Here is a 20,913-nt window from a genome sequence, read left to right on the forward strand (position 1 = left end):
TCCGCCGAAAGACCGACCCGCCCACTACCCGCTCCTCTGGAGAATCCCATGAAACTGAAGTCGCTAGCGCTCGCTGCGGTTGCTGCCCTGTCCCTGGCCTCCACCGCTTATGCCGCCAAGCCCACCCAGGCCTCGAAGCCCGTCAAGAACGTCGTGCTCGTCCACGGCGGTTTCGTCGACGGGTCGGGCTGGCAGAAGGTCTACAACATCCTCAAGAAGGACGGTTACAACGTCAGCATCGTCCAGAACCCCACCAGTTCGCTCGCGGACGATGTCGCCGTCACCAAGCGCGTCATTGCCCAGCAGGATGGCCCGGTCGTGCTGGTGGGACATTCCTACGGCGGCGTGGTGATCTCCGAAGCCGGCACCGATCCGAAGGTCGAGCGACTGGTCTACATCGCCGCCTTCGCGCCTGACGCCGGCGAGTCGGTGCAGACGCTGATCGCCAATCCGCCGCCGGGTGCACCGCAGCCGCCGATCCTGCCGCCGCAGGACGGGTTCCTGGCGCTTGATCGCGCGAAGTTCGCTGCTTCGTTTGCAGGCGACCTTCCGGCCGAAGAGGCAGAGTTCATGGCTGCGTCGCAGGTGCCGTGGGGCGTCGAGGCCCTCGCAGGCAAGGTCACCGTGCCGGCATGGAAGTCGAAGCCGAGCTGGTACCTCGTGGCCACCGACGACCGCATGATCCCGCCACCGGCTCAGCAGTCGATGGCCAAGCGTGCGGGTGCGACGGTTGCCGAAGCGGCAGGCAGCCACGCTATCTACGTGTCCCAGCCTGAGGCCGTCGCCCAGCTGATCGAACGCGCGGCCCAGGGCAAGAAGTAAAGCACCGCGCTTCGAGCCGACCCAGCGCCCCGCATTTGCGGGGCGCTACGTTGCGATGGGCGGTCGCATCGTCCCGGACTCTATGAAGCGCTGGTGCCACGACAGTGCCTCGCCCAGCAGGTGCGGTGTGTGTTTGCCATAGCTTTCCCGGCATGCGCGATCGAAGTAGTCCTGAAGCGCAGGGCGGTACGCGGGATGCGAACACGACGCGATGATGCTCCGGGCTCGCTGCTTCGGTGACAGGCCCCGCAGGTCGGCAAGCCCCTGCTCCGTCACAACCACCATGACGTCGTGTTCGGTGTGATCCACATGGCTTGCCATGGGGACGATGGTCGAGATGGCGCCGTCCTTTGCGGTACTCGGAGCCATGAACACCGACAGGTAGGCGTTGCGTGCGAAGTCGCCGCTGCCACCGATTCCGTTCATGATGCGGCTGCCGGCCACGTGCGTGGAGTTGACGTTGCCGTAGATGTCGGCCTCGATCATGCCGTTCATCGCGATGCAGCCCAACCGCCGGATTAGCTCGGGATGATTGGATATCTCCTGCGGGCGCAGCACGATCCGCTCGCGGTAGTACTCGACGCGGGACAGGAACTCGCTGAGGCCGGAGGGGCTCAGCGCGAATGAAGTCGCCGATGCCATCCGCAGCACGCCGGTCCCGATCAGGTTCAGCATCGCGTCCTGTATGACCTCGGTGTACGCGGTCAGGTCCCGGTAGCCGGACCCGCCCAGGCCGTCGAGCACGGCATTGGCGATGTTGCCCACGCCGGACTGCAACGGCAGCAGGTTCTTCGCAAGACGCCCGCGTCTGACCTCGTGCGCCAGGAACTCCAGCAGGTGTCCGGCGATCTGCTTCGATTCTGCGTCCGGCGCCGCGAAGGGCGAGTTCCGGTCCGGGGCATCGACCTCGACCACCGCGATCACTTTGGCGGGATCACATCGAAGGTAGGGCTCGCCGATTCGATCATCCGGATGGAGCAGCGGGATCGGCTTTCGATTCGGCGGCAATGCGGTGCCGTAGTAGACATCGTGCATGCCCTTCAGTTCGGCGGGCTGCCATCGATTGACCTCGAGGATGACCTGCCCAGCCTGCTCGAGCCAGGTCTTGTTGTTGCCGATCGACGAGGAAGGCACAAGGCGGCCCTCCTCGTCGATATCGGTCACCTCGACTACCGCGATATCGATGTTCCCGAAATACCCGAACCATGTGTGCTGGGCGACATGGCTGAGGTGCATGTCGATGTATTCAAGCTCGCCCTCGTTGATCCGGGCTCGCAGCGTGGGATCGGACTGGTATGGCAATCGAAGCTCGATTCCGCGCGCACGCGCGAGCTCGCCATCGAGCTCTGGCGCGGTGGAAGCGCCGGTGAGGACGCGGATGCGGAACTCGTCGCCCGAGTCATTGGCCTGCTGGATGCGCGCAGCGAGCGCCTTCGGCACGGCTTTCGGGTAGCCGGCGCCCGTGAACCCGCTCATGGCCACGGTCATGCCAGGGCGGATCAACGCGGCGGCCTCTTCTGCCGACATGCGCTTCTCGCGCAGCGCTTCGTTGCGGATACGCTCGCTCATGCGCGCCTCATTTTTACCTGGCTTCTTCGCGTATTTCCGCGACCGGCCTAGGCCGCCATGTCGAGGACGATGCGGCCTTCGATCTCGCCTTTGCGCATGCGGTCGAAGATGTCGTTGATGTTCTCCAGCTTGTCGGCGGCAACGGTCGCGGCGACCTTGCCCTGAGCGGCGAACTCCAGCGATTCCTGCAAGTCCAGACGGGTACCGACGATCGAGCCGCGCACCGTTATGCCGTTGAGCACCATGCCGAAGATGTCCAGCGGGAAGCTGCCCGGCGGCAGGCCCACCAGCGACATCGTGCCGCGACGCCGCAACATTCCCAGCGCCTGCTCGAAGGCTTTCGGCGACACCGCGGTGACCAGCGCGCCATGCGCACCGCCGATCTCCTGCTTCAGGAACTGGGCTGGATCGGTGTTGAGTGCATTGACCGTGACGGTGGCGCCCAGGCGCCGCGCCAGGTCGAGCTTGTCGTCATCCACGTCCACCGCGGCCACGTTCAGCCCCATCGCCTTCGCATACTGCACCGCCATGTGGCCCAGGCCGCCAATGCCGGAGATGACCACCCAGTCGCCGGGGCGGGTGTCGGTCATCTTCAGGCCTTTATAGACAGTGACGCCGGCGCACAGCACCGGCGCGATCTCGACAAAACCAATGTCCTTCGGCAGGTGGCCAACGTAGCCGGCGTTGGCTAACACGTACTGCGCAAAGCCGCCGTTGACCGAATAGCCGGTGTTGCGCTGTTGCTCGCACAACGTCTCCCAGCCCCCCAGGCAGTGTTCGCAGAAACCACAGGCCGAATACAGCCACGGAATGCCGACGCGGTCGCCTTCCTTGACGTGGCTGACGTTGGTGCCGACGGCGACCACGTGGCCCACGCCCTCGTGGCCGGGGATGAAAGGCGGCGACGGCTTCACCGGCCAGTCGCCCTCGGCCGCGTGCAGGTCGGTGTGGCACACGCCGCAGGCCTCGATCTTCACCAATACGTCGCCGGGTCCGGGCCGCGGCACGGGAACTTCCTCGATCGCCAGAGGCTGGCCGAACGCACGCACCACCGCGGCCTTCATGGTTCTGTCCATCGCTCGATCTCCTTCGGGGGAAGGTCGGCACCGGCCACCCTACTCCGTGGCCCCTTGCCTGCCGTTGCCTTGAGCGCAACCCGGGTCAGTCGTATCCCCAGACCTTGAGCTGGGCCGACTGCGCTTTGCCAAGGATCTTGTATTGGACGGTCACCGACTGCAGGCGGGCCTTCATCCCCGGAGCATTCGCCGGTGCCGTTTGTCCTCCGGCCTTGATGACACCGACATTCCGCTTCGTGTCGTCGCGGCGGTTGTCCCAGTGCAGGACGAGCGACGTGACCTCCACGTCAGCGCCTTCTACGGAGATCTTCACCTGCTTGATGTTCTTGTCCCACATGCCACCGGTGCTTTTGATTTCAGTGCTCGGGTCGGCGGCCTTCAGCGTCTGTTCGCCGAGCACGAACCATTGGTCCGCCGCAATCGCGATGCCCATGAAGGAAACGGATGCGACCACGAGCGAAGCCATCAAGGTGCGAATGTTCGATTTCATCGACATCTCCTGATTCCAGTGACTGCCGCTGACGCCCTTCGGGAGAGCAGCGGGTGCTGTCCCCGTATATCCATCGCTGCGTTAACGCCGCGTCGGAATCACGGGTGGTGGGTCGGTTACAGAAGGTCGGCTGCGTAGTGCGGCCAATGGATTGCTCATCCATGCCAGGCGGTATCGCATTGCCAGCGGGCGTCATGACACTAGCCGTTGTAGGTGATGAGCACCGTTCCCGGATCGCCGTCAGTGGTACGCGGTTGCCCCGCGCGTGTTCGGGATTGATTCGACCCGATATTTCTGCAATATTGGAAATATGGAAACGAAAGCCGCAATCGACGCCTTGAGCGCCTTGAGCCATGAATCCCGACTGGGCGCGTTCCGGCACCTGGTGCAGGCCGGTCCCGACGGACTGGCGGTCGGCGAACTCCGCGAGCGCCTCGATATCCCGCCGGCGACGTTGACCGCGCACCTCAACGTGTTGCGCGCCGCCGACCTCGTGCACGACCAGCGAGAGGGCCGCGTGATCCGCGTGCGCGCCAACTACGCGCAAATGAATGCCCTGCTCTCCTACCTGACCGAGAACTGCTGCGAGGGGGCGTCGTGCGACGTCGCTGCCGCATGCACGCCGCGCAAAGCGGCGTCCTGAAGATAAGCAATCACCATCCGGGATGACGATGAAACGTGTTCTTTTTGTCTGCGTGGAGAACTCCAACCGCAGCCAGATGGCGGAGGCCTTCGCGCGCATGCACGGTGGCGATGCCATCGAGTCGCTCAGCGCCGGTTCGCGGCCATCGGGCCGGATCAACTCCAAGGCGATCCGATTCATGTCGGAACTGGGATACGACCTGACCACGCACAGTTCGAAGTCGCTCGACCAGGTCGACGGCGAGTTCGATGCCGTGATCACGATGGGCTGCGGCGACAACTGTCCGTGGGTGCCCGCGAAGCGCCGCGAGGATTGGGCCCTGCCCGACCCCCGCGACATGGACGACGATGGCTATCGCGCAGTGCGCGACGAGATCTCGTCGCGGGTGCAAGCGTTGCTGGCGACGCTGTGATGCCGTTGGCGCGCCGGCTGCTTGCCGAATTCGTGGGCACGGCCCTGCTGCTGGCCACGGTGGTCGGCTCGGGAATCATGGGCGTCGCGCTGTCGGGCGGCAATGACGGCATCGCGTTGCTGGCCAATGCCGCCGCGACCGCCGGTGCGCTGTACGTGCTGATCGTGTTGTTCGGGCCCGTCTCTGGTGCGCATTTCAATCCCGTCGTGACGCTGGCGATGCGCATGCGTGGCGAGATCGGCAAGCGCGAAGCCATCGCCTATGTCGTGGTCCAGGCAGTGGCTGCGATCGCGGGCGTGTTGCTGGCGCACGGGATGTTCGACCTGCCGCTGCTGCAGCCGGGCACGCACGCGCGCACCGGCATGGCGCAATGGCTCAGTGAGGCCGTCGCCACGTTCGGACTGCTGCTGACGATCCTGCTGGGAATGCGCCATCGCCCGGCGGCGGTGCCGGCACTGGTAGCCGCGTACATCTTCGCCGCGTACTGGTTCACCGCCAGCACATCGTTCGCCAATCCCGCAGTCACGCTGGCCCGCTCGCTGACGCAGACCTTCGCCGGCATACGGCCTGTCGACGTGCCGGGTTTCGTGCTGGCGCAAGTGCTCGGCATGCTGGCCGGATACGCGATCGCCACGCTGCTCGCGCCGGATGCACGCACGCAACCGGGCGAGGAACCGCCTGCAGTGTCAGCGAAGGATCCTGCCTAGCGGCAGTGCCTATTCCTCGAGGGTGAATCCAACCTTCAAGGTGACCTGCCAGTGAGCGACCTTCCCGTTCTCGACGTGGCCGCGCGTGCCCGTCACTTCGAACCAGCGGATATCGCGGACCGTCTTGGAGGCGCGCTCGATCGCCGTGCGAATGGCGTCGTCGCAGCCGGTGGGCGATGAACCGGTGAGTTCCAGCGTTTTGTAGACGTGATGGGTCATGGTCCTGATCTCCGTGTGTTGGGGCCAGCCGGCGCGTTTGATCGGAAGGCCGGCGGGTTGCCCTCGCCGGCCTCTGGTTGCATCTGGTCAGTGGTTACTTGGCTGGAGCGCTGCCCGGCGGGAAGTCCGCGAACATCTTGTCGATCCCGGCCTGGACCGTGGCGTTGATCTTCTCCTGCGAGCTCGGAATGGTGTCCGAGGCCGTGCCACGCCAGATCGCCTGTTTGGTCTTCGTGTCGAACATGTCGACCACCAGCGTGCCGACGTTGTACGTCCTCACCGTCGTGGTGGCGCTGCCCATGCCCCAGCCACCGCCCCAGCGATAACCGCCCCAGGCGGGACCGCTGTAAAACGTGTCGAGGGTCTGCTGCTGTTGCGTGGCCACGTGTGCGGCGACACCGACATCGGCGTTCGGCGACTGCGTCCAGCCCTTGGACTGCAACTTCGCATCGATGGCCGCAACGATGCGCTGCTGGGCCAGCGGCGATGCGCCTTCCGGCTTGGACAACCAGGTGTAGGTGCGGTAATTGCCGAACTGCGCGCTCGGATCGTGGTCGGTGTTGACCGTCGGCGAACTGGCGCAGCCGGCCAGCACCGCCGTGAGTACGAGGCCTAGAGCAAGAGATTTCATGGAGCCTCCCTGGAATGTCGTGGGTGGATTTCGCGCGGGACGCAGGTCCTGCCGCCGCAGTTCGCGCCTGACTCGCGGTCTAGTGGATAACGCGGAATGCAGGGCGAAATAGCCCCCGGTGGCGTGAAGCACGCGTGAAGCAAGTCGCCGTCTTCCGCGAGCGGATTCCCCTTGTTCCCGGCACCGCTCAGAACGAGATCGGGACGCGCGCCGTCAGGGTCAGGTCCGGCGTATCGCGAGTCAGGCCGGCGCCCACCGCTACGTTGAGCGACACCTTGTCGTTGAAGCGGTAGGTGCCGCCGAGCAACAACGTGCCAAGCGTGAGCCGCACGGCGCCTGGTGCGTCCTGCCCGTTCTGTTCGGCCGGCGCGATGACACTCTGGTCGTAGCCGATGCTGATCGATGCCTTCTCGTTGAGCGCCAGGCCAAGGCCGAGATTGATTCCCCAGATGTCGCCCGCCTTCACGTCGCCGATCGATTCCTTCACCCCGTCGACCAGTGTCCGCGTGACGTTGTCGCGTTCGAAGTTGTAGAGATAGCTGAAGCTGCCGAAGAACACGACCGGGTCGGACGGATACAGCCAGGTCACGCCGGTCTGCATCGATTCGAAACCGGTACCGGTCGGCAGTTCCACAGGAAGTCCGGTGCCGGTCGTGTTGGCGACGCAGCGCGTGATGCAGTCGGTGACGACCTCGAACAGGTCCTTGCCGGTGCGGCTCTTGTAGCGCAGCCAGCCGATGTAGAACGCCTTGTCAGGGCCGCCGCGGTTGATCTGGTAACGGGCCGTTGCCTCGACGTCGCCCAGGCCATGCCCGTCGGCGGTGAATACGTTGTCGACCGCGGTGCCGGTGAAGATCTCGCGGCTGACGGTATCGCCGTTGAGATAAACGTACGGCACCTTCGCTTCGAGTTCGAAGCGGTTGGTGAAGCCGTAGCGGCCGGTGATCGTCGCGATGCCCGACGTGGTCTTGACCTGGCGCACGTCGATCAGGCCGATCAGCAGGGCTGGAATGATCGTGAAGCCGACCAGCGCGACGCGGTCGTTCGACGAATAGCCGTATTGCAACGACGGTTCGAGGATGAACTTGCCTTTCGGCGTCAGCACGCCCGGCTGATCGAAGATCTGCGCGACTTCAGGGGGACGCGAGGCTTCCACCGGCGCTTGGCCGACGGGTTGCGGCTTGTCCTGCTGCGCGATGTTGCGTACCACCGCGGGCGAGCCCTGCTGGCCCACCGCAGGCACCACCGCGACGGGGGCCGCGCCCGCGCCACGCTCGGCATCCAGGCGCTCATCGTTCAGTGCCTGCTGCAGCTGCTGCACGCTCTGTTCCTGCTGCGCCAGCGCCTGGCGCAGCTCCTCGAGGCGCCGCGTCTGTGCGTTGATCTCGCGCTGCATGGCATCGAGCCGGTCGCCGCTGGCCGAAGGCGGCGGTGGCGAGGACGGCTCCTGCGCGTGGACCACCCCGGCCGTGGCGAGCCACAGGCAGGAAACCAGAGTCAGGGGACGAGTCATCGGCGAGGTCTTCATGCGATGTCCTTCGTGAAGAGAACGCGCTGCGATTCGGATTCAGGGTAGCCGCGTGGCGGTGACGATGGCGTCGCGCATCGCCGCCTGTGCGCTCATCTCCTGGAAGAGGCCGAGCGTATCGACCCCGATGTTCAAGGTCGTGACGGCCCGAATATCCTGACCGTCGAGGGTGTTCTGGATGACGACGCCCTGCAGGCCGCCCGCAGGCTCGAAATGGTTGCCCGGACCGATCTGGATCAGCATGCCTTCCTTGAACCGGGCCAGTTCGGTGGCCTGCTCCGTCGTCATGCGGGCGATGTCGGGAATGTTCACGCGCGTAGTCGCGAGCAGTTCGCCGTTGACCATGACGACGCGTTCGATGCCGAAGGAAAGCGTCATGCCGGAGGGTGTGTCGAAACCGCCTCGCAGCGAATCGAGCCGCTCGGGATCGACCGGCTTCCATTCCGGCCCGAATCCGGAATCCGGAAGCTCCTGCCCTGCACCGGCCATGGGCAACATGGCGGCAGCCAGCAGCAGTACAACGGCGATCGTTCGCGGCGTGTCCATGTCCGGCTGCTCAGATGTCGCCCGGCCTGCGCCTGGGCGTGACGATGTTGTAGAGGCTGTCGCGCGCGATGCCGACATCCAGCGGCGCCGGCGGCGCGGTGCCCCAGTCGCGCGGCTGGTTGAAGCGCGCCAGTTCGCGGCGGTTATGCACGACGAACAGCACGCGGTTGTCCCACAGCTTCTCGAACCGCGACAACGGCATGGCTCGGGTGCCACGCGCAGGATCGCCGAGCAGCACGCGTCCGTTGCGCAGTCCTTTGACCACCACGAAATGGCGATATCCGCGGTCGTTGAGCAGAACGATCGCCGGCACGCCTTCTTCCGCCAGCTTGTGCACCGGCAATTCGAAGCCGTCGGCGGCAAACCCGTGGGACTGCAGGTAGCGCCGGATGTCGAGCAGTGAAAATCCTTCGCGTCTTATCTTGGCCTGGTCGCCATTGGCGTACATCTGCGTGAAGACATCCACCTCGGAGACCGGAATCCCGTACTGGTAGGTCAGCAGCGTGGCCGTGGCCGCCGAGCCGCAACTGAAGTCGTACTGCTGCGGCACCGTGGTGCGGAAGCGTGCCTCCTTCACGCTGACGACGCGGACGCGGTAATCGCCACCGGGCGGCACCCGCACATCCACCGTTCCCGCGTGCACGGACGCGCTGGCGAGCGCCAGCGCCACCAGCATGTGCAGGAGCCTGCGCGCGCGCGTCATGGCGAAGGCGGCGGTGCGAACTGCACGTTGACGATCATCGCGTTCTGGATCAACACGTTCGCACCGGTGTTCTGGATCACCGTGGAGATGCCATTCGCGTTGGCGAACGATCCCGCATCGACATTGTTGTGGCCGGTGACGACGTGGTCGGCGGTGTTGTCCTGCACGTTGCCGTTCACCAGGATGTCGTTCTCGACGGTGTCGGCACCGCCGCGCAGCGATTCGAGTGCTTCGAGTGCGATTGGATTTCCCAGCCCTGCATCCGCGGAAACCAGCGCTCCCGACGATGCTCCTTCAGTGTCGATCCCAGGCGGCTGCAGCCATGCCGGATCACCAGGTTCGGCCGCAAACGCGACTCCCGAGGGAATCGCCAGTGCGAAGAAAAACGCGCTGAGTATTGTGTGATGAGCTCGCATGGTCATGCTCCTTCGCCATGCGTTCCCGGTGCGCGTGCGGTCACCCGCGCGGAAAGCTCCCTGCCGGCGGAGGCTCCGGCAGGGAGTTCCAACACGCGCACGACATGCCACAGGCGAACGCCCGTGGCATGTCGAGGGAGCGCGTTTATGGGCCTACGGTCAGGTTGGCCTGCACGGTGACACCCTGCTGGATCAGGGAGGCGATGCCGCTGTTCTGCGCCGCCACCATGATGCCGGCCGCCGACTGCCCAACGCTGGTCATGCTGCTGGACATGTCGAAGGTGCCTGCGTCGTTCGCCACCGATCCACCGGATCCACCCGATCCGCCGGTGCCGTCGCCGCCATTGCCGCCGGTGCCGTCGCCGCCAGTCCCGCCGGCGCCGTCGCCACCGTTGCCACCGGTCGAGGCCAGTGTGCCGCCTGCGCCGCCGCTGGAGGCGCTATTGCCACCTGTCGCGCTGCCACCGGTCCCACCGGAACCGGAGCCGCCATCACCCGCGGTCGCGGCGACTGAGCCGCCACTGCCTGCGGTCGACGTGCTCGCTCCTGCCGTGGCCGAGGCGGACCCCGTCGACCCCGCACCGCCAGTGCCGGACCCGGCACCGCCTGTGGAGTCGCCTTCCTCGCTTTCTGACGATGCCCCGCCTGCGCCGGCCGCTGCGCCGCCAAGCGCAACATCGGCCGCAATCGCGGCGCCGCCATCACCGGATGCATCACCGCCGTCGGCCCCCGTGCCGCCGGCACCACCGCCGGCACCACCATCGCCGCTGTCGCCGGTGCCGCCGCTGGCCAGGCCGCCGTCACCGGAGGCCGACCCGCCATAGCCACCGCTGGCGCTGCCATCACCGCCGGCGCCGCCGTCCCCGCCACCGCCCGCACCTGCGTTGCCCGATCCACCGGACCCGGCATTGCCAGCACCGCCGGCCGCGCCATTGGCACTGCCGTTGTTGGTAGCGATGTTGCCGATGTTGGTGACGCTCAGCCCTGTCACGGATCCTTCAAGCGTGGTCGAAGCCACGATGGAAGAATTGCTGGTGTTGAACGTTGACGTGGCTGTCGCTGTTCCGCCGTTGTTCGCGGCAGCAGCACCGTTATCGGCAGCGTTATCGCCGGTGCTGTTGTCGGAGTTGTCGCTGTTATCGGAGTTGTCGCTGTTGTCGGAATTGTCCGCGGCGGTAAAGGTGTCATCACCTTCGCCGCCATCACCGTTGGTCTGCTGTGCCCAGGCCTGGCTGCCGAACCCAAGGCCAATGAGCACTGCCGTTGTGATCAAGCTTCTACGAATGCGCATTTGTTTTCTCCTTTTGCACCGCGACGTCCCGGGGGAGGCATCGGTCGGTGCACTGGTATCCACGCAACTGCGATGCCAACGACTCTTCACGGGCGCTAAGCGGTTGTTTGGAAAGACAAACGGCAGCTGACGCAAAGCGTCAGTACGGCATTCAGCAGCGTTCGGTACGCCGCATGCGCGTGCTTGTTTCAGAATCGATAACGTGCCCATGCGCTGACTGGGCGCGTGGGCAGTGGCACTCGCGTGCAAGTGATTGATGCTGCTGGCCGGAAAGGGACGAAGCCCGATTCAGTCCGACGTTACGCAGGTGAAACGAAGTCTTTCCCTGCCCTATTACATCGGGTGCACCCGGTTGTGCTTTCAACCGTTTGCAGCAGTGTGCTGATGCAACTTATGCGTTGCGGGAGGGTAACGCTTTGAGTTTCTGAACAATCATGCCTCATCACCACTCACGCCAACGTCACCTCGTGCCGCGTCGCGAGCGGAGCGTAGGCGGTCGAGCTTTTCCTTGAGCTTGATCTCCAGGCCGCGGCCCACGGGCTCGTAATACACGCGCTCGCCCATCGCATCCGGAAAGCCAGTCTGGCCGAGTGCGACACCACCTTCTGCATCATGGTCGTACTGATAGCCCTTGGAATACCCAAGCTGCTTCATCAGTCGCGTCGGTGCATTGCGCAGATGCAGCGGCACATCCTGGGTGCCGTACTCGCGGACATCGCGTCGAGCAGCGTTGTAGGCGTTGTAGGCGGCATTGGACTTCGCCGTGCTGGCCAGGTAGATCGTCAGCTGAGCAAGCGCCAGCTCGCCCTCGGGACTGCCGAGACGGTCAAAGGTGTCCCATGCGTCGATCGCCATCTGCAGGGCGCGAGGGTCGGCCAAGCCGATGTCCTCGACCGCCATGCGGGTGAGGCGTCGCGCCAGGTAATGCGGATCGCAACCGCCGTCGAGCATCCGCGCCAGCCAGTACACCGCGGCATCGGGATTGGAGCTGCGAACGGACTTGTGCAGCGCCGATATCTGGTCGTAGAACTGCTCGCCACCCTTGTCGAAGCGGCGCGTACGATCCGCGAGCACCTGCGCGAGCGTCGCGGCGGTGATCTCTCCGTCCTCGCCTTCGGCCAGCTCCGCGGCGATTTCGAGCAGCGTCAACCCGCGGCGCACGTCGCCGTCGGCAGCGCGGGCGATCTCGGCCAGCGATTCGTCGGCCACGCGCAGGCCACGCGTCCCGAGTCCGCGTTCCTCGTCGGCCAGTGCCAGCCTGAGGGCGGACTGGATGTCGTCGGCGGACACCGCCTCCATGACGTGCACGCGGCAGCGCGACAGCAATGCCGAATTGAGTTCGAACGAGGGGTTCTCGGTGGTCGCACCGATGAAGATGATCGTGCCGCGCTCGATGTGCGGCAGGAACGCATCCTGTTGCGTCTTGTTGAAGCGGTGGACCTCGTCGACGAACAGCACGGTGCGCACGCCCTCGGCGAAGCGCTGAGCCGCCTCGGCCAGCACCTGTCGAACCTCGGGCAAGCCGGACAGCACCGCCGAGATGGCCTGGAACTCCGCGTGCGCGTACCTGGCCAGCAGCAATGCCAGCGTGGTCTTCCCGCAACCGGGCGGCCCCCACAGCACCATCGAATGCACGCGCCCCGATTCGATCGCACGGCGCAGCGCCGACTTCGGCGCCAGCAGTCGGCGCTGCCCGACCATCTCGTCGAGGGTGCGCGGCCGCATGCGCTCGGCGAGCGGCCGCAAGGCGTCGTTATCGACGCTCAGCAGGTCGTTGTCGGGGACGTTGCGGCGGGATCGGCTCACATGCCGATTCTAGCTTGCAGGCAAAGCCCCACGGCGCGACCGAAGGCTCAACCCTCGCCGCCGATCACGTCCACGCCCTTGGGCGGGGTGTACTTGAACTTGTCGGGTGCGAAAGCGGGATTGCGCTTCCAGTCGCTGAAACCGATCTCGGTCTTCTGGCCCAGCACATCGACCACCTGCATGCGCACCAGGCCGCCCTTCCCGAATCCAAGCAGCGCGCTGCGGAAGCTTGCGTCGTCCTGCTTCTTCGGCGTCAGCTGCAGCCAGTTGAGCCCATCGCGCGCGCCGACGTCCTTGACGTTGAACTGCGCGTCGAGCTTGCCCGGATCGATCAGCGCGGACAGCGGGCTGTTCTGCTCTTCGATACCTTGCGGGCGCACGGTGACCTGCTGCAGGTCGGGGTCGTAGACCCATACCTTCTTGCCGTCGGCGACGATCAGTTGCGGGTACGGCTTGGTGTACTCCCACCGGAACAGGCGAGGCGCCGACAGCGCCACCTGGCCGGTGGAGTTTTCCTTGAGCTTGCCCTGCGGGTCGAACACCTTCTGGGTAAAGCGGCCATCCAGGCCCTTCAGTCCCTGGGTGAAGGCGTTGAGGTCGTCGCGCGCACCGGCCCAGGCCGGCAGGGTCAACAACAGCGCGGCCAGAGCGCCGGCTATACGGAATGCACGCATGGAAAACTCCAATCGATCGTTGGCGGCGAGTGTGCCGCGCATTGGCTGAACAGGCTTGTAGCCCGCCCTATTTCGGTGGCGGCGGTGCCAGCACGCTGCGGTCGCCGTTGTGTTCCGGCGCAGTGACTATCCCCGCGGCTTCCATCGCCTCGATCAGGCGCGCTGCGCGGTTGTAGCCGATCTTGAGGCGACGCTGCACGCCCGAGATCGAGGCGCGCCGCGTTTCGGTGACGATGCGCACGGCTTCGTCGTAGAGCGGATCGGACTCGTCGCCGCCACCACCCGATTCCGGCAGGCCGGTTGCGCCCACCACGACGCCATCGCCCAGTGCCTGCACTTCGTCGAGCACGCCCTCGATGTAATCGGGGCCGCCGCCGACCTGCTTGAGATGCTCGACGACGCGATGCACTTCCTCGTCGCTGACGAAGGCGCCGTGCACGCGCTCCGGCATCGCCGTGCCGGGCGGCAGGTACAGCATGTCGCCGTGGCCGAGCAGCGTTTCCGCGCCGGACTGGTCGAGGATGGTGCGGGAGTCGATCTTGCTCGACACCTGGAATGCGATGCGCGTGGGGATGTTGGCCTTGATCAGGCCGGTGATCACGTCGACCGACGGACGCTGCGTGGCCAGGATCAGATGGATGCCGGCGGCGCGCGCCTTCTGCGCCAGTCGCGCGATCAGCTCTTCGACCTTCTTGCCGACGATCATCATCATGTCGGCGAATTCGTCGATGAAGATGACGATGAACGGCAGCGTTTCCAGTGGACGCGGAGCCTCACCGAGTTCCGCGTTCGGCTTGAACAGCGGGTCCATCATCGGCTGACCCGCCTCTTCGGCGTCCTTCACTTTCTTGTTGAAGCCGGCCAGGTTGCGCACGCCCACCGCCGACATCAGCTTGTAGCGCCGCTCCATCTCCGCCACGCACCAGCGCAAGCCGTTGGCGGCTTCCTTCATGTCGGTCACGACCGGCGCCAGCAGATGCGGAATGCCCTGGTAGACCGAGAGCTCCAGCATCTTCGGGTCGATCATCAGCATCCGCAGGTCCTTCGCGGAAGCCTTGTACAGCAGCGACAGCACCATCGCGTTGACCGCGACGGACTTGCCCGAACCGGTGGTGCCGGCGACCAGCAGATGCGGCATGCGCGCCAGGTCGGCCACGGTTGGACGGCCGGCGATGTCCTTGCCCAGCGCCAGTGTCAGCGGGCTGGTGGACTTGTCGTATTCCTTCGAACGCAGCAGCTCGGACAGGAAGATCATCTCGCGCGAGGTGTTCGGCGTTTCCAGGCCGATCACCGACTTGCCCGGGATCACGTCGACGACGCGCACCGACTTCACCGACAGGCCGCGCGCGATGTCCTTGTCGAGCGAGCTGATCTGGCTGACCTTCACGCCCGGCGCGGGTTCCAGCTCGAAGCGCGTGATCACGGGGCCGGGATAGGCACCGACCACCTGCGCATCGATGCGGAAATCCTTGAGCTTGAACTCGATCTGCCGCGACAGCGTCTCCAGCGTCTCTTCGCTGTAGCCCTTGGGTTGCGGCTTGGGGTCGTCGAGTAGCGCCAGCGGCGGAATGCCGGTGCCGTCGCCGGTGTGGAACAGCGGGATCTGCGTTTCGCGCTTGGCGCGGTCGCTCTTCTCGACGACCGGCGCCGGTGGCGGCTCGATCCTGACCGGCGCACGCTTGGCGCGCAGCTCGGTGTCGACCTTGCGTGCTTCTTCGCGTTCCTCGCGGAACGCGCGCGTCTGCTGCCACTCGGTGGCCTGCTGGCTGCCGCGGCGGAACACCTTGCTCAGCAGCGGACCCAGCGCCAGCGTCCACTGGCCAATCTTGTCCATCACCGTCAGCCAGGACAGGCCGGTGGCGAGCGTGACCGAGATCAGCAGCAGCGCGAGCAGGAACAGGTTGCCGCCCACCGGGCCGAAGCCGCTATAGAGCGACTTGCCGACGAGCTGACCGAGGATGCCGCCGCTGCGGGCCGAGAAGTCGGCGGCGGGGCCGACGCGCAGTTCCAGCAGGCCGGTGGCCGACACCAGGAATCCGACGATGCCGACCAGACGCAGCGCGGGACCGAGGTCGACGTCTCCATCGCCATCGCTGTCCATGCCGAACAGCGCGATCCAGGCGATTGCGCCCAGCATCAGCGGCAGCAGGAAGGCGACGTAGCCGCACAGGTACAGCAGCACGTCGGCGGTCCAGGCCCCTACCCGGCCACCGACGTTGTGGAGCGGCGCGGTGATCGAACCGGAATGCGACCAGCCCGGGTCCTGGGGCGAGAAGGTGACGAGACTCGCCAGCAGATACAGCAGCAGCGGCGCGATCAGGATCAGCGCGATGTCGCGCATCAGCCGCTGACGGCGCGGCGACGGCGGGAGTTTCTCCGCCTTGAGTTTCTTCCGGCTTGCCGCGGGTGCCTGCGCCACCGTGATGTTCTGCCTCAGCTACTTACCGTTAGTTATTGAATATACGGCGAAACCCTGCCAGATGACAGGGTTTCGGCGTACATCACATTACCAGCCCCACACGGCTCGTCCTACCCAGCCCCCTGAGTCAGGGGGCGATCCGTGCCGAAGGCGCGAATGGGGGGTACGAAGAGCGTGGCAGGGCCCAAGGTTTGCACGGCAAACCTTGGGGTAATCCCTGGCGAGGACTGGATTACAGCTGCATGCCCTGCAGGGCCGGGTGCACCAGCTTGCCGCCCTCGACATTGATGCCGCGGACCAGCGCCTGGTTCTCGCGCCAGTTGCCCGAAGCCAGCTTGTTGACCCACGGCAGGATCGCCGCGCAGATCGCCTGCGAGCTGGTCTGCGGCACGGCGCCCGGCATGTTGGTCACGCAGAAGTGGGTCACGCCCTCTTCAACGTAGGTCGGCTCCTTCCAGGTGGTCGGACGCGAGGTTTCGAAGCAGCCGCCCTGGTCGATCGAGATGTCGACGACGACGCTGCCCGGCTCCATCGCCTTGAGCATGTCGCGGGTCAGCACGTGCGGAGCCTTGGCGCCCGTCACCAGCACCGCGCCGACGACCAGGTCGGCCGAGGCGACTTCGCGCGCGACGACGTCGGCATACGGGTACAGCGTGGTGACGTTGTTGCCCAGGGCCATCATCTCGTCCATGCGGTCCTGGCGCATTTCGAACACGACCACGTTCGAGCCGCCGGCTGCGGCCAGTTGCGCCGAGGCGCTACCCGCCTTGCCGGCGCCGAACACGACGACCTTGCCGCGCTCGGTCGACGGCAGGCCGCCGAGCAGCTTGCCCTTGCCGCCTTCCGGCTGGTGCAGCAGGTGCGTACCGACCTGCACGGCGATCTTGCCGGCGATGACCGACATCGGAGCCAGCAGCGGCAGGTCGCCGTTCGGCAGTTCGACGGTCTCGAACGCCACGCCGGTCAGGCCGATGTCGAGCAGCTTCTTGGTCAGCACGGGCTCTGCGGCCAGGTGCAGGTAGCAGAACAGCAGGTGATCCTTGCGCAGGTGCTTGAGGTCGCCTTCGATCGGCTCCTTCACCTTCACGATCAGCTCGCCCTTCTCGTACAGCGACGCCGCATCGGGGGCGATCTTCACGCCAAGCTGCGTGTACTGCTCGTCCTTGAAGCCAGACTTGATGCCTGCATCCTTCTCGATCCAGACCTCATGGCCACGCTTGACCAGGTCGCCGGCCGCGGCCGGAACGAGCGCAACGCGCCCTTCAAGAGTCTTGGTTTCCTTGGGAACGCCGATCCGCATATCTCTACCTTCAGGATTTTGTGAGGCCCGCGCCGAGCACGGGCCTGTGTGGGGGGATTTGAAGCAAAAAACGCCGCATCGGCGGCGCGTCCCTGCCATTTTCTCCCAGTCGTGTCGTGGGCCTCACGGCGCAGTGCAACATTGCGTCCGGCCGTGCGCCTTGTTTTGCCCGGGTGCCGCCGCCAAGCTATGGCATCGACCTTCCGTCAACACGCCTGCGTATGGCGGAAACGCCATGCGCAGAAGCGCTCACAACAGCCCGCGATTATACCCATGACCCCATCCAAGCACTCCCGCGTCATCATCCTCGGCTCCGGTCCGGCCGGTTGGACCGCCGCCGTGTACGCCGCGCGCGCCAACCTCAAGCCACTGGTGATCACCGGCCTGCAGATGGGTGGCCAGCTGATGACCACGACCGAGGTCGACAACTGGCCCGGCGACGCGCATGGCCTGCTGGGGCCCGACCTGATGGCGCGCATGCAGGCGCATGCGGAGCGCTTCGATACCGAGGTCGTGTTCGACCACATCCACAGCGCCGACCTGTCGCAGCGTCCATTCAGGCTGACGGGCGACAGCGGTGAATACACCGCCGATGCGCTGATCCTTGCCACGGGTGCGACCGCCAAGTACCTCGGTCTGCCCTCGGAGGAGACATTCAAGGGTCGCGGCGTCTCCGCCTGCGCGACGTGCGACGGCTTCTTCTACAAGGACCAGGACGTGGCGGTGATCGGCGGCGGCAACACCGCGGTCGAGGAAGCGCTGTACCTGTCCAACATCGCGCGCAAGGTCTACCTCGTGCATCGCCGCGACACACTGCGCGCCGAGAAGATCATGCAGGACAAGCTGTTCGCGAAGATCCAGACCGGCAAGATCGAACCCGTGTGGCATCACCAGGTCGACGAAGTGCTCGGCAACGATGCCGGAGTTACTGGCTTGCGCGTGAAATCCGTGCAGGACGGTTCGACGCGCGAACTGTCGATCCATGGCCTCTTCGTCGCTATCGGCCACACGCCGAACACGTCGCTGTTCGAAGGCCAGCTGGAAATGAAGAACGGCTACCTCGTCATCAAGACCGGTCTCGAAGGCAATTCCACGCAGACTTCGGTCCAGGGCGTGTTCGCCGCCGGTGACGTCGCCGACCAGGTCTATCGCCAGGCCATCACGTCGGCCGGCTTCGGTTGCATGGCCGCACTCGACGCCGAGAAGTTCCTCGACAAGGAAGGTTGAGGCGGGAACGCACCTTCGTGGAAATCCGCGCCAACCTGCAGGACAACCTGCCCAGCAGCGACCTGGCGCGGATCCACGATTACCTGTCCCGCGAGTCCTACTGGGCCGCGGGCATCCCGCTCGACACGCTGCACCGCGCCCTGCGGCACTCGATCTGCTACGGCGGCTACCTCAACGGCGAACTCATCGCCTTCGCCCGTTCGATCACGGACCAGGCGACGTTCGCCTATCTTGCCGACGTGTTCGTACTCGAGCCGCATCGCGGCTACGGCCATGGCCGCGCGATCGTGGCCGCCCTCATGGCGGACGAACGGCTGCAAGGACTGCGTCGCTGGCATCTGGTGACGAGGGACATGCAGAAGCTCTATGCCGGACTGGATTTCACGGAGCTGACCCAGCCCGAGCTACATATGCAGAAGCACGATCCCGACGTCTACCGACGCGGCTGACATGGCAACTGCGCGCATCGTCGAATCGCTCGCGGAGATACCGGCCGGAGCCTGGGATGCACTGCACGACGGCCGTAATCCTTTCATCACCCATGCCTTCCTCTCCGGCCTGGAGCAACACGGCTGCCTGCGCGAACGCTGGGGCTGGACGCCTCGCCATCTCACGCTGTGGGAAGGCGACGACCTGATCGCCGCGGCCCCCGCATACCTGAAGGAGAACTCGCACGGCGAGTTCGTGTTCGATCATGCGTGGGCGCATGCCTATGCGCAGCATGGACTCGACTATTTCCCCAAGTGGCTGTGCGCCGTGCCCTACTCGCCGGTAACCGGTCCTCGCCTGCTGGCGCGCGATGGCAGTCACCGCAGGGCATTGGCGGATGTCATGACCGGCCTGTGCGAGCGCAACGGCCTGTCGTCGGTGCACGTCAATTTCCACGACGACGAGGACGAAGCGGCATTCGACGACGAATGGCTGGCGCGCATCGACGTGCAATACCACTGGCGCAACGATCGCGGCTGGAAGAGCTTCGACGATTACCTGGCGGCGTTCGACCACAAACATCGCAAGAACATCCGTCAGGAGCGCGCCAAGGCGGCCCGCGCCGGCATCGGGTTCCGCATCGTCGACGGCGCCCAGGCCACGGAAGAAGATCTCGCCGCCATGCACGGGTTCTATCTCGAGACGTTTGCCGCGTACGGCAACCATCCGGCGCTGACCCTCGAGTTCCTGCAGCACCTGGCCGCGACGATGCCATCGGCGCTGGTGCTGTTTCTGGCAATGCGCGATGGCCAGCCGATCGCCGGCGCCCTGTGCCTGCGCGGCGGCGATACCCTGTACGGCCGCTATTGGGGTGCTAGCGAGACCCTGCCCGGCCTGCACTTCGAGACCTGCTATTACCAGGGCGTGGAGTACTGCCTGCGCCATGGCCTCACCCGCTTCGAACCCGGCGCACAGGGCGAGCACAAGCTGGCACGTGGTTTCATGCCCGCCATCGTGCGCAGCCGCCACTGGATCGCCCACGAAGGATTCCGTGCCGCGCTGAAGATCTGGTGCGCCCAGGAATCGGCATCGATCCGACAGTACGCGGCCACGTTGTCCGCGCACTCGCCATTCAAGGCATCGGCATGAGTGCGATGCCCACCCTGCTCTCGCCAGACCCGGCGTCTCCATTTCCGCCGGTGGAACAGGCGCTGCGCCATCCCGACGGCTTGCTCGCCGTCGGAGGCGATCTGTCGCCGACGCGCCTGCTCAATGCCTACCGGCACGGCATCTTTCCCTGGTACTCCAGAGGCCAGCCGATCCTCTGGTGGAGTCCCGACCCGCGCGCCGTATTCCGTACTGACGGCGTCCTTCTTGGCTCCCGGTTCCGCCGCAGGCTGCGCAGCAGCGACTGGGTAGTCCGTGCCGACACCGCCTTCGCCGAAGTGATCGACGCCTGCGCGCACACGCCGAGACCGGGGCAGCGCGGTACCTGGATCACGAAGGAAATGATTGCCGCCTACATGCGCATGCATGCCCTCGGCCATGCGCACTCCTTCGAGGTGCTCTCGGGGAACCGGCTGGTCGGCGGGATCTACGGCGTCGCGGTGGGGCGGGTATTTTTTGGCGAGAGCATGTTCAGCGTCGAATCGGGTGGCTCCAAGGTCGCGCTGGCGGCCCTCGCCCGCCATCTGCACGAGTGGGGCTGGCCGCTGGTCGACGCCCAGGTTGAGAACGAGCACCTGATGAGCCTTGGCGCGGAGCTCTGGCCGCGGCACCGCTTCAAGGGCGCGGTGGAAACGCTGGGTGCCCAGCCCGGATTGCCGGGGCCGTGGGCGGATCGCGTCGGCGACTGGCCCGCCCACCGGCTCGCGGAGGCCGCGGGCGGGGGCCCGTAAAGGGCGGGTTAACCGATTTTTTGCACCCGAGGCACCCGCATGGCAAAATGCTGGGCTTCGTCCCTCGCCTTATTCCAAGGTCAGGGCACACAGAGATTCCAGGAACC

General features: G+C 65.7%; 22 protein-coding genes. 8 read left to right on the forward strand and 14 right to left on the reverse strand.

Annotation, left to right across the window (positions count from 1 at the left end; translation table 11 throughout):
* Positions 1-48 precede the first annotated feature (48 nt).
* Entirely contained in the window at positions 49-822 is a 774-nt protein-coding gene (locus IU514_RS15560; protein ID WP_194932064.1) for an alpha/beta fold hydrolase, read from the forward strand.
* A gap of 45 nt (positions 823-867) precedes the next feature.
* On the opposite strand, the gene scpC is transcribed toward IU514_RS15560, so the two are convergent.
* From scpC to IU514_RS15575, 3 genes are all read right to left on the reverse strand, one after another.
* Positions 868-2,391 carry a succinyl-CoA:acetate CoA-transferase ScpC gene (scpC, locus tag IU514_RS15565; RefSeq protein ID WP_194932065.1) on the reverse strand — a complete coding sequence of 508 codons (1,524 nt, stop codon included), beginning with the start codon at positions 2,389-2,391 and terminating at the stop codon, positions 868-870.
* 47 nt (positions 2,392-2,438) lie between these two features.
* Positions 2,439-3,467: an alcohol dehydrogenase AdhP gene (gene adhP, locus IU514_RS15570; protein WP_194932066.1), complete on the reverse strand. Its 1,029-nt coding sequence runs from the start codon at positions 3,465-3,467 to the stop codon at positions 2,439-2,441.
* Between the two features lie 85 nt (positions 3,468-3,552).
* Entirely contained in the window at positions 3,553-3,957 is a 405-nt protein-coding gene (locus IU514_RS15575) for a hypothetical protein (RefSeq protein ID WP_194932067.1), read from the reverse strand.
* Positions 3,958-4,267: 310 nt separating this feature from the next.
* Between IU514_RS15575 and IU514_RS15580 the strand changes: the two genes are divergently transcribed.
* Genes IU514_RS15580 through IU514_RS15590 form a run of 3 tightly spaced genes read left to right on the forward strand, consistent with a single transcriptional unit; the run spans position 4,268 to position 5,719 of the window.
* Entirely contained in the window at positions 4,268-4,600 is a 333-nt protein-coding gene (locus tag IU514_RS15580; RefSeq protein WP_194932068.1) for an ArsR/SmtB family transcription factor, read from the forward strand.
* Positions 4,601-4,628: 28 nt separating this feature from the next.
* Positions 4,629-5,012: an arsenate reductase ArsC gene (locus IU514_RS15585; RefSeq protein ID WP_194932069.1), complete on the forward strand. Its 384-nt coding sequence runs from the start codon at positions 4,629-4,631 to the stop codon at positions 5,010-5,012.
* Positions 5,012-5,719, forward strand: a complete 708-nt coding sequence (locus tag IU514_RS15590) for an aquaporin (protein ID WP_194932070.1) — start codon at positions 5,012-5,014, stop codon at positions 5,717-5,719. The genes IU514_RS15585 and IU514_RS15590 overlap by 1 nt, the downstream gene beginning before the upstream one ends.
* Before the next feature lie 9 nt (positions 5,720-5,728).
* Here IU514_RS15590 and IU514_RS15595 read toward each other — a convergent pair whose 3' ends face one another.
* The 11 genes from IU514_RS15595 to ald all read right to left on the reverse strand — a co-directional run bounded on the left by IU514_RS15595 (position 5,729) and on the right by ald (position 17,252).
* Positions 5,729-5,938, reverse strand: a complete 210-nt coding sequence (locus IU514_RS15595) for a dodecin (protein ID WP_194932071.1) — start codon at positions 5,936-5,938, stop codon at positions 5,729-5,731.
* Positions 5,939-6,032: 94 nt separating this feature from the next.
* A complete protein-coding gene (locus IU514_RS15600; protein ID WP_194932072.1) occupies positions 6,033-6,569 on the reverse strand; it encodes a DUF4136 domain-containing protein in 537 nt (178 codons plus the stop codon).
* Positions 6,570-6,756: 187 nt separating this feature from the next.
* A complete protein-coding gene (locus IU514_RS15605) occupies positions 6,757-8,082 on the reverse strand; it encodes an acetate kinase (RefSeq protein ID WP_228760787.1) in 1,326 nt (441 codons plus the stop codon).
* 54 nt (positions 8,083-8,136) lie between these two features.
* On the reverse strand, positions 8,137-8,643 hold the full coding sequence (locus tag IU514_RS15610) for a hypothetical protein (protein ID WP_194932074.1): 507 nt from the start codon (positions 8,641-8,643) through the stop codon (positions 8,137-8,139).
* Between the two features lie 10 nt (positions 8,644-8,653).
* Positions 8,654-9,346, reverse strand: coding sequence for a C39 family peptidase (locus IU514_RS15615; RefSeq protein ID WP_194932075.1), 693 nt, complete (start codon positions 9,344-9,346; stop codon positions 8,654-8,656).
* On the reverse strand, positions 9,343-9,762 hold the full coding sequence (locus IU514_RS15620) for a hypothetical protein (protein WP_194932076.1): 420 nt from the start codon (positions 9,760-9,762) through the stop codon (positions 9,343-9,345). Before IU514_RS15620 ends, IU514_RS15615 begins: the two co-directional genes overlap by 4 nt.
* Before the next feature lie 145 nt (positions 9,763-9,907).
* A complete protein-coding gene (locus IU514_RS15625; protein ID WP_228760801.1) occupies positions 9,908-11,263 on the reverse strand; it encodes a hypothetical protein in 1,356 nt (451 codons plus the stop codon).
* Positions 11,264-11,485: 222 nt separating this feature from the next.
* Positions 11,486-12,778 carry a replication-associated recombination protein A gene (locus tag IU514_RS15630; RefSeq protein ID WP_194932156.1) on the reverse strand — a complete coding sequence of 431 codons (1,293 nt, stop codon included), beginning with the start codon at positions 12,776-12,778 and terminating at the stop codon, positions 11,486-11,488.
* 128 nt (positions 12,779-12,906) lie between these two features.
* Positions 12,907-13,533: an outer membrane lipoprotein periplasmic chaperone LolA gene (lolA, locus tag IU514_RS15635; RefSeq protein WP_194932077.1), complete on the reverse strand. Its 627-nt coding sequence runs from the start codon at positions 13,531-13,533 to the stop codon at positions 12,907-12,909.
* Between the two features lie 67 nt (positions 13,534-13,600).
* Positions 13,601-15,952, reverse strand: a complete 2,352-nt coding sequence (locus IU514_RS15640; RefSeq protein ID WP_324187858.1) for a DNA translocase FtsK — start codon at positions 15,950-15,952, stop codon at positions 13,601-13,603.
* A gap of 232 nt (positions 15,953-16,184) precedes the next feature.
* Positions 16,185-17,252: an alanine dehydrogenase gene (gene ald, locus IU514_RS15645; RefSeq protein ID WP_194932078.1), complete on the reverse strand. Its 1,068-nt coding sequence runs from the start codon at positions 17,250-17,252 to the stop codon at positions 16,185-16,187.
* Between the two features lie 273 nt (positions 17,253-17,525).
* Between ald and trxB the strand changes: the two genes are divergently transcribed.
* Genes trxB through aat form a run of 4 tightly spaced genes read left to right on the forward strand, consistent with a single transcriptional unit; the run spans position 17,526 to position 20,806 of the window.
* Entirely contained in the window at positions 17,526-18,479 is a 954-nt protein-coding gene (gene trxB, locus IU514_RS15650; RefSeq protein WP_194932079.1) for a thioredoxin-disulfide reductase, read from the forward strand.
* A gap of 17 nt (positions 18,480-18,496) precedes the next feature.
* Positions 18,497-18,928 (forward strand): GNAT family N-acetyltransferase, encoded by a 432-nt coding sequence (locus tag IU514_RS15655; protein WP_194932080.1) that lies wholly within the window; start codon positions 18,497-18,499, stop codon positions 18,926-18,928.
* A 1-nt stretch (position 18,929) separates the two neighbouring features.
* Positions 18,930-20,057, forward strand: coding sequence for a GNAT family N-acetyltransferase (locus IU514_RS15660; RefSeq protein ID WP_194932081.1), 1,128 nt, complete (start codon positions 18,930-18,932; stop codon positions 20,055-20,057).
* Positions 20,054-20,806, forward strand: a complete 753-nt coding sequence (gene aat, locus IU514_RS15665; RefSeq protein WP_194932082.1) for a leucyl/phenylalanyl-tRNA--protein transferase — start codon at positions 20,054-20,056, stop codon at positions 20,804-20,806. The genes IU514_RS15660 and aat overlap by 4 nt, the downstream gene beginning before the upstream one ends.
* The last annotated feature ends 107 nt before the right edge of the window (positions 20,807-20,913 follow it).

Origin of the sequence: Lysobacter niastensis, assembly GCF_015453285.1 — a bacterium.
Taxonomy (GTDB): domain Bacteria; phylum Pseudomonadota; class Gammaproteobacteria; order Xanthomonadales; family Xanthomonadaceae; genus Lysobacter_J; species Lysobacter_J niastensis.

Bases quoted from the DNA above. Each gene is read 5' to 3' on its own strand.
- IU514_RS15560 (WP_194932064.1), top strand. From the start codon at position 49: ATGAAACTGAAGTCGCTAGCGCTCGCTGCGGTTGCTGCCCTGTCCCTG.
- scpC (WP_194932065.1), bottom strand. From the start codon at position 2,391: ATGAGCGAGCGTATCCGCAACGAAGCGCTGCGCGAGAAGCGCATGTCG.
- adhP (WP_194932066.1), bottom strand. From the start codon at position 3,467: ATGGACAGAACCATGAAGGCCGCGGTGGTGCGTGCGTTCGGCCAGCCT.
- IU514_RS15575 (WP_194932067.1), bottom strand. From the start codon at position 3,957: ATGAAATCGAACATTCGCACCTTGATGGCTTCGCTCGTGGTCGCATCC.
- IU514_RS15580 (WP_194932068.1), top strand. From the start codon at position 4,268: ATGGAAACGAAAGCCGCAATCGACGCCTTGAGCGCCTTGAGCCATGAA.
- IU514_RS15585 (WP_194932069.1), top strand. From the start codon at position 4,629: ATGAAACGTGTTCTTTTTGTCTGCGTGGAGAACTCCAACCGCAGCCAG.
- IU514_RS15590 (WP_194932070.1), top strand. From the start codon at position 5,012: ATGCCGTTGGCGCGCCGGCTGCTTGCCGAATTCGTGGGCACGGCCCTG.
- IU514_RS15595 (WP_194932071.1), bottom strand. From the start codon at position 5,938: ATGACCCATCACGTCTACAAAACGCTGGAACTCACCGGTTCATCGCCC.
- IU514_RS15600 (WP_194932072.1), bottom strand. From the start codon at position 6,569: ATGAAATCTCTTGCTCTAGGCCTCGTACTCACGGCGGTGCTGGCCGGC.
- IU514_RS15605 (WP_228760787.1), bottom strand. From the start codon at position 8,082: ATGACTCGTCCCCTGACTCTGGTTTCCTGCCTGTGGCTCGCCACGGCC.
- IU514_RS15610 (WP_194932074.1), bottom strand. From the start codon at position 8,643: ATGGACACGCCGCGAACGATCGCCGTTGTACTGCTGCTGGCTGCCGCC.
- IU514_RS15615 (WP_194932075.1), bottom strand. From the start codon at position 9,346: ATGACGCGCGCGCGCAGGCTCCTGCACATGCTGGTGGCGCTGGCGCTC.
- IU514_RS15620 (WP_194932076.1), bottom strand. From the start codon at position 9,762: ATGCGAGCTCATCACACAATACTCAGCGCGTTTTTCTTCGCACTGGCG.
- IU514_RS15625 (WP_228760801.1), bottom strand. From the start codon at position 11,263: ATGGGCACGTTATCGATTCTGAAACAAGCACGCGCATGCGGCGTACCG.
- IU514_RS15630 (WP_194932156.1), bottom strand. From the start codon at position 12,778: ATGCGGCCGCGCACCCTCGACGAGATGGTCGGGCAGCGCCGACTGCTG.
- lolA (WP_194932077.1), bottom strand. From the start codon at position 13,533: ATGCGTGCATTCCGTATAGCCGGCGCTCTGGCCGCGCTGTTGTTGACC.
- ald (WP_194932078.1), bottom strand. From the start codon at position 17,252: ATGCGGATCGGCGTTCCCAAGGAAACCAAGACTCTTGAAGGGCGCGTT.
- trxB (WP_194932079.1), top strand. From the start codon at position 17,526: ATGACCCCATCCAAGCACTCCCGCGTCATCATCCTCGGCTCCGGTCCG.
- IU514_RS15660 (WP_194932081.1), top strand. From the start codon at position 18,930: ATGGCAACTGCGCGCATCGTCGAATCGCTCGCGGAGATACCGGCCGGA.
- aat (WP_194932082.1), top strand. From the start codon at position 20,054: ATGAGTGCGATGCCCACCCTGCTCTCGCCAGACCCGGCGTCTCCATTT.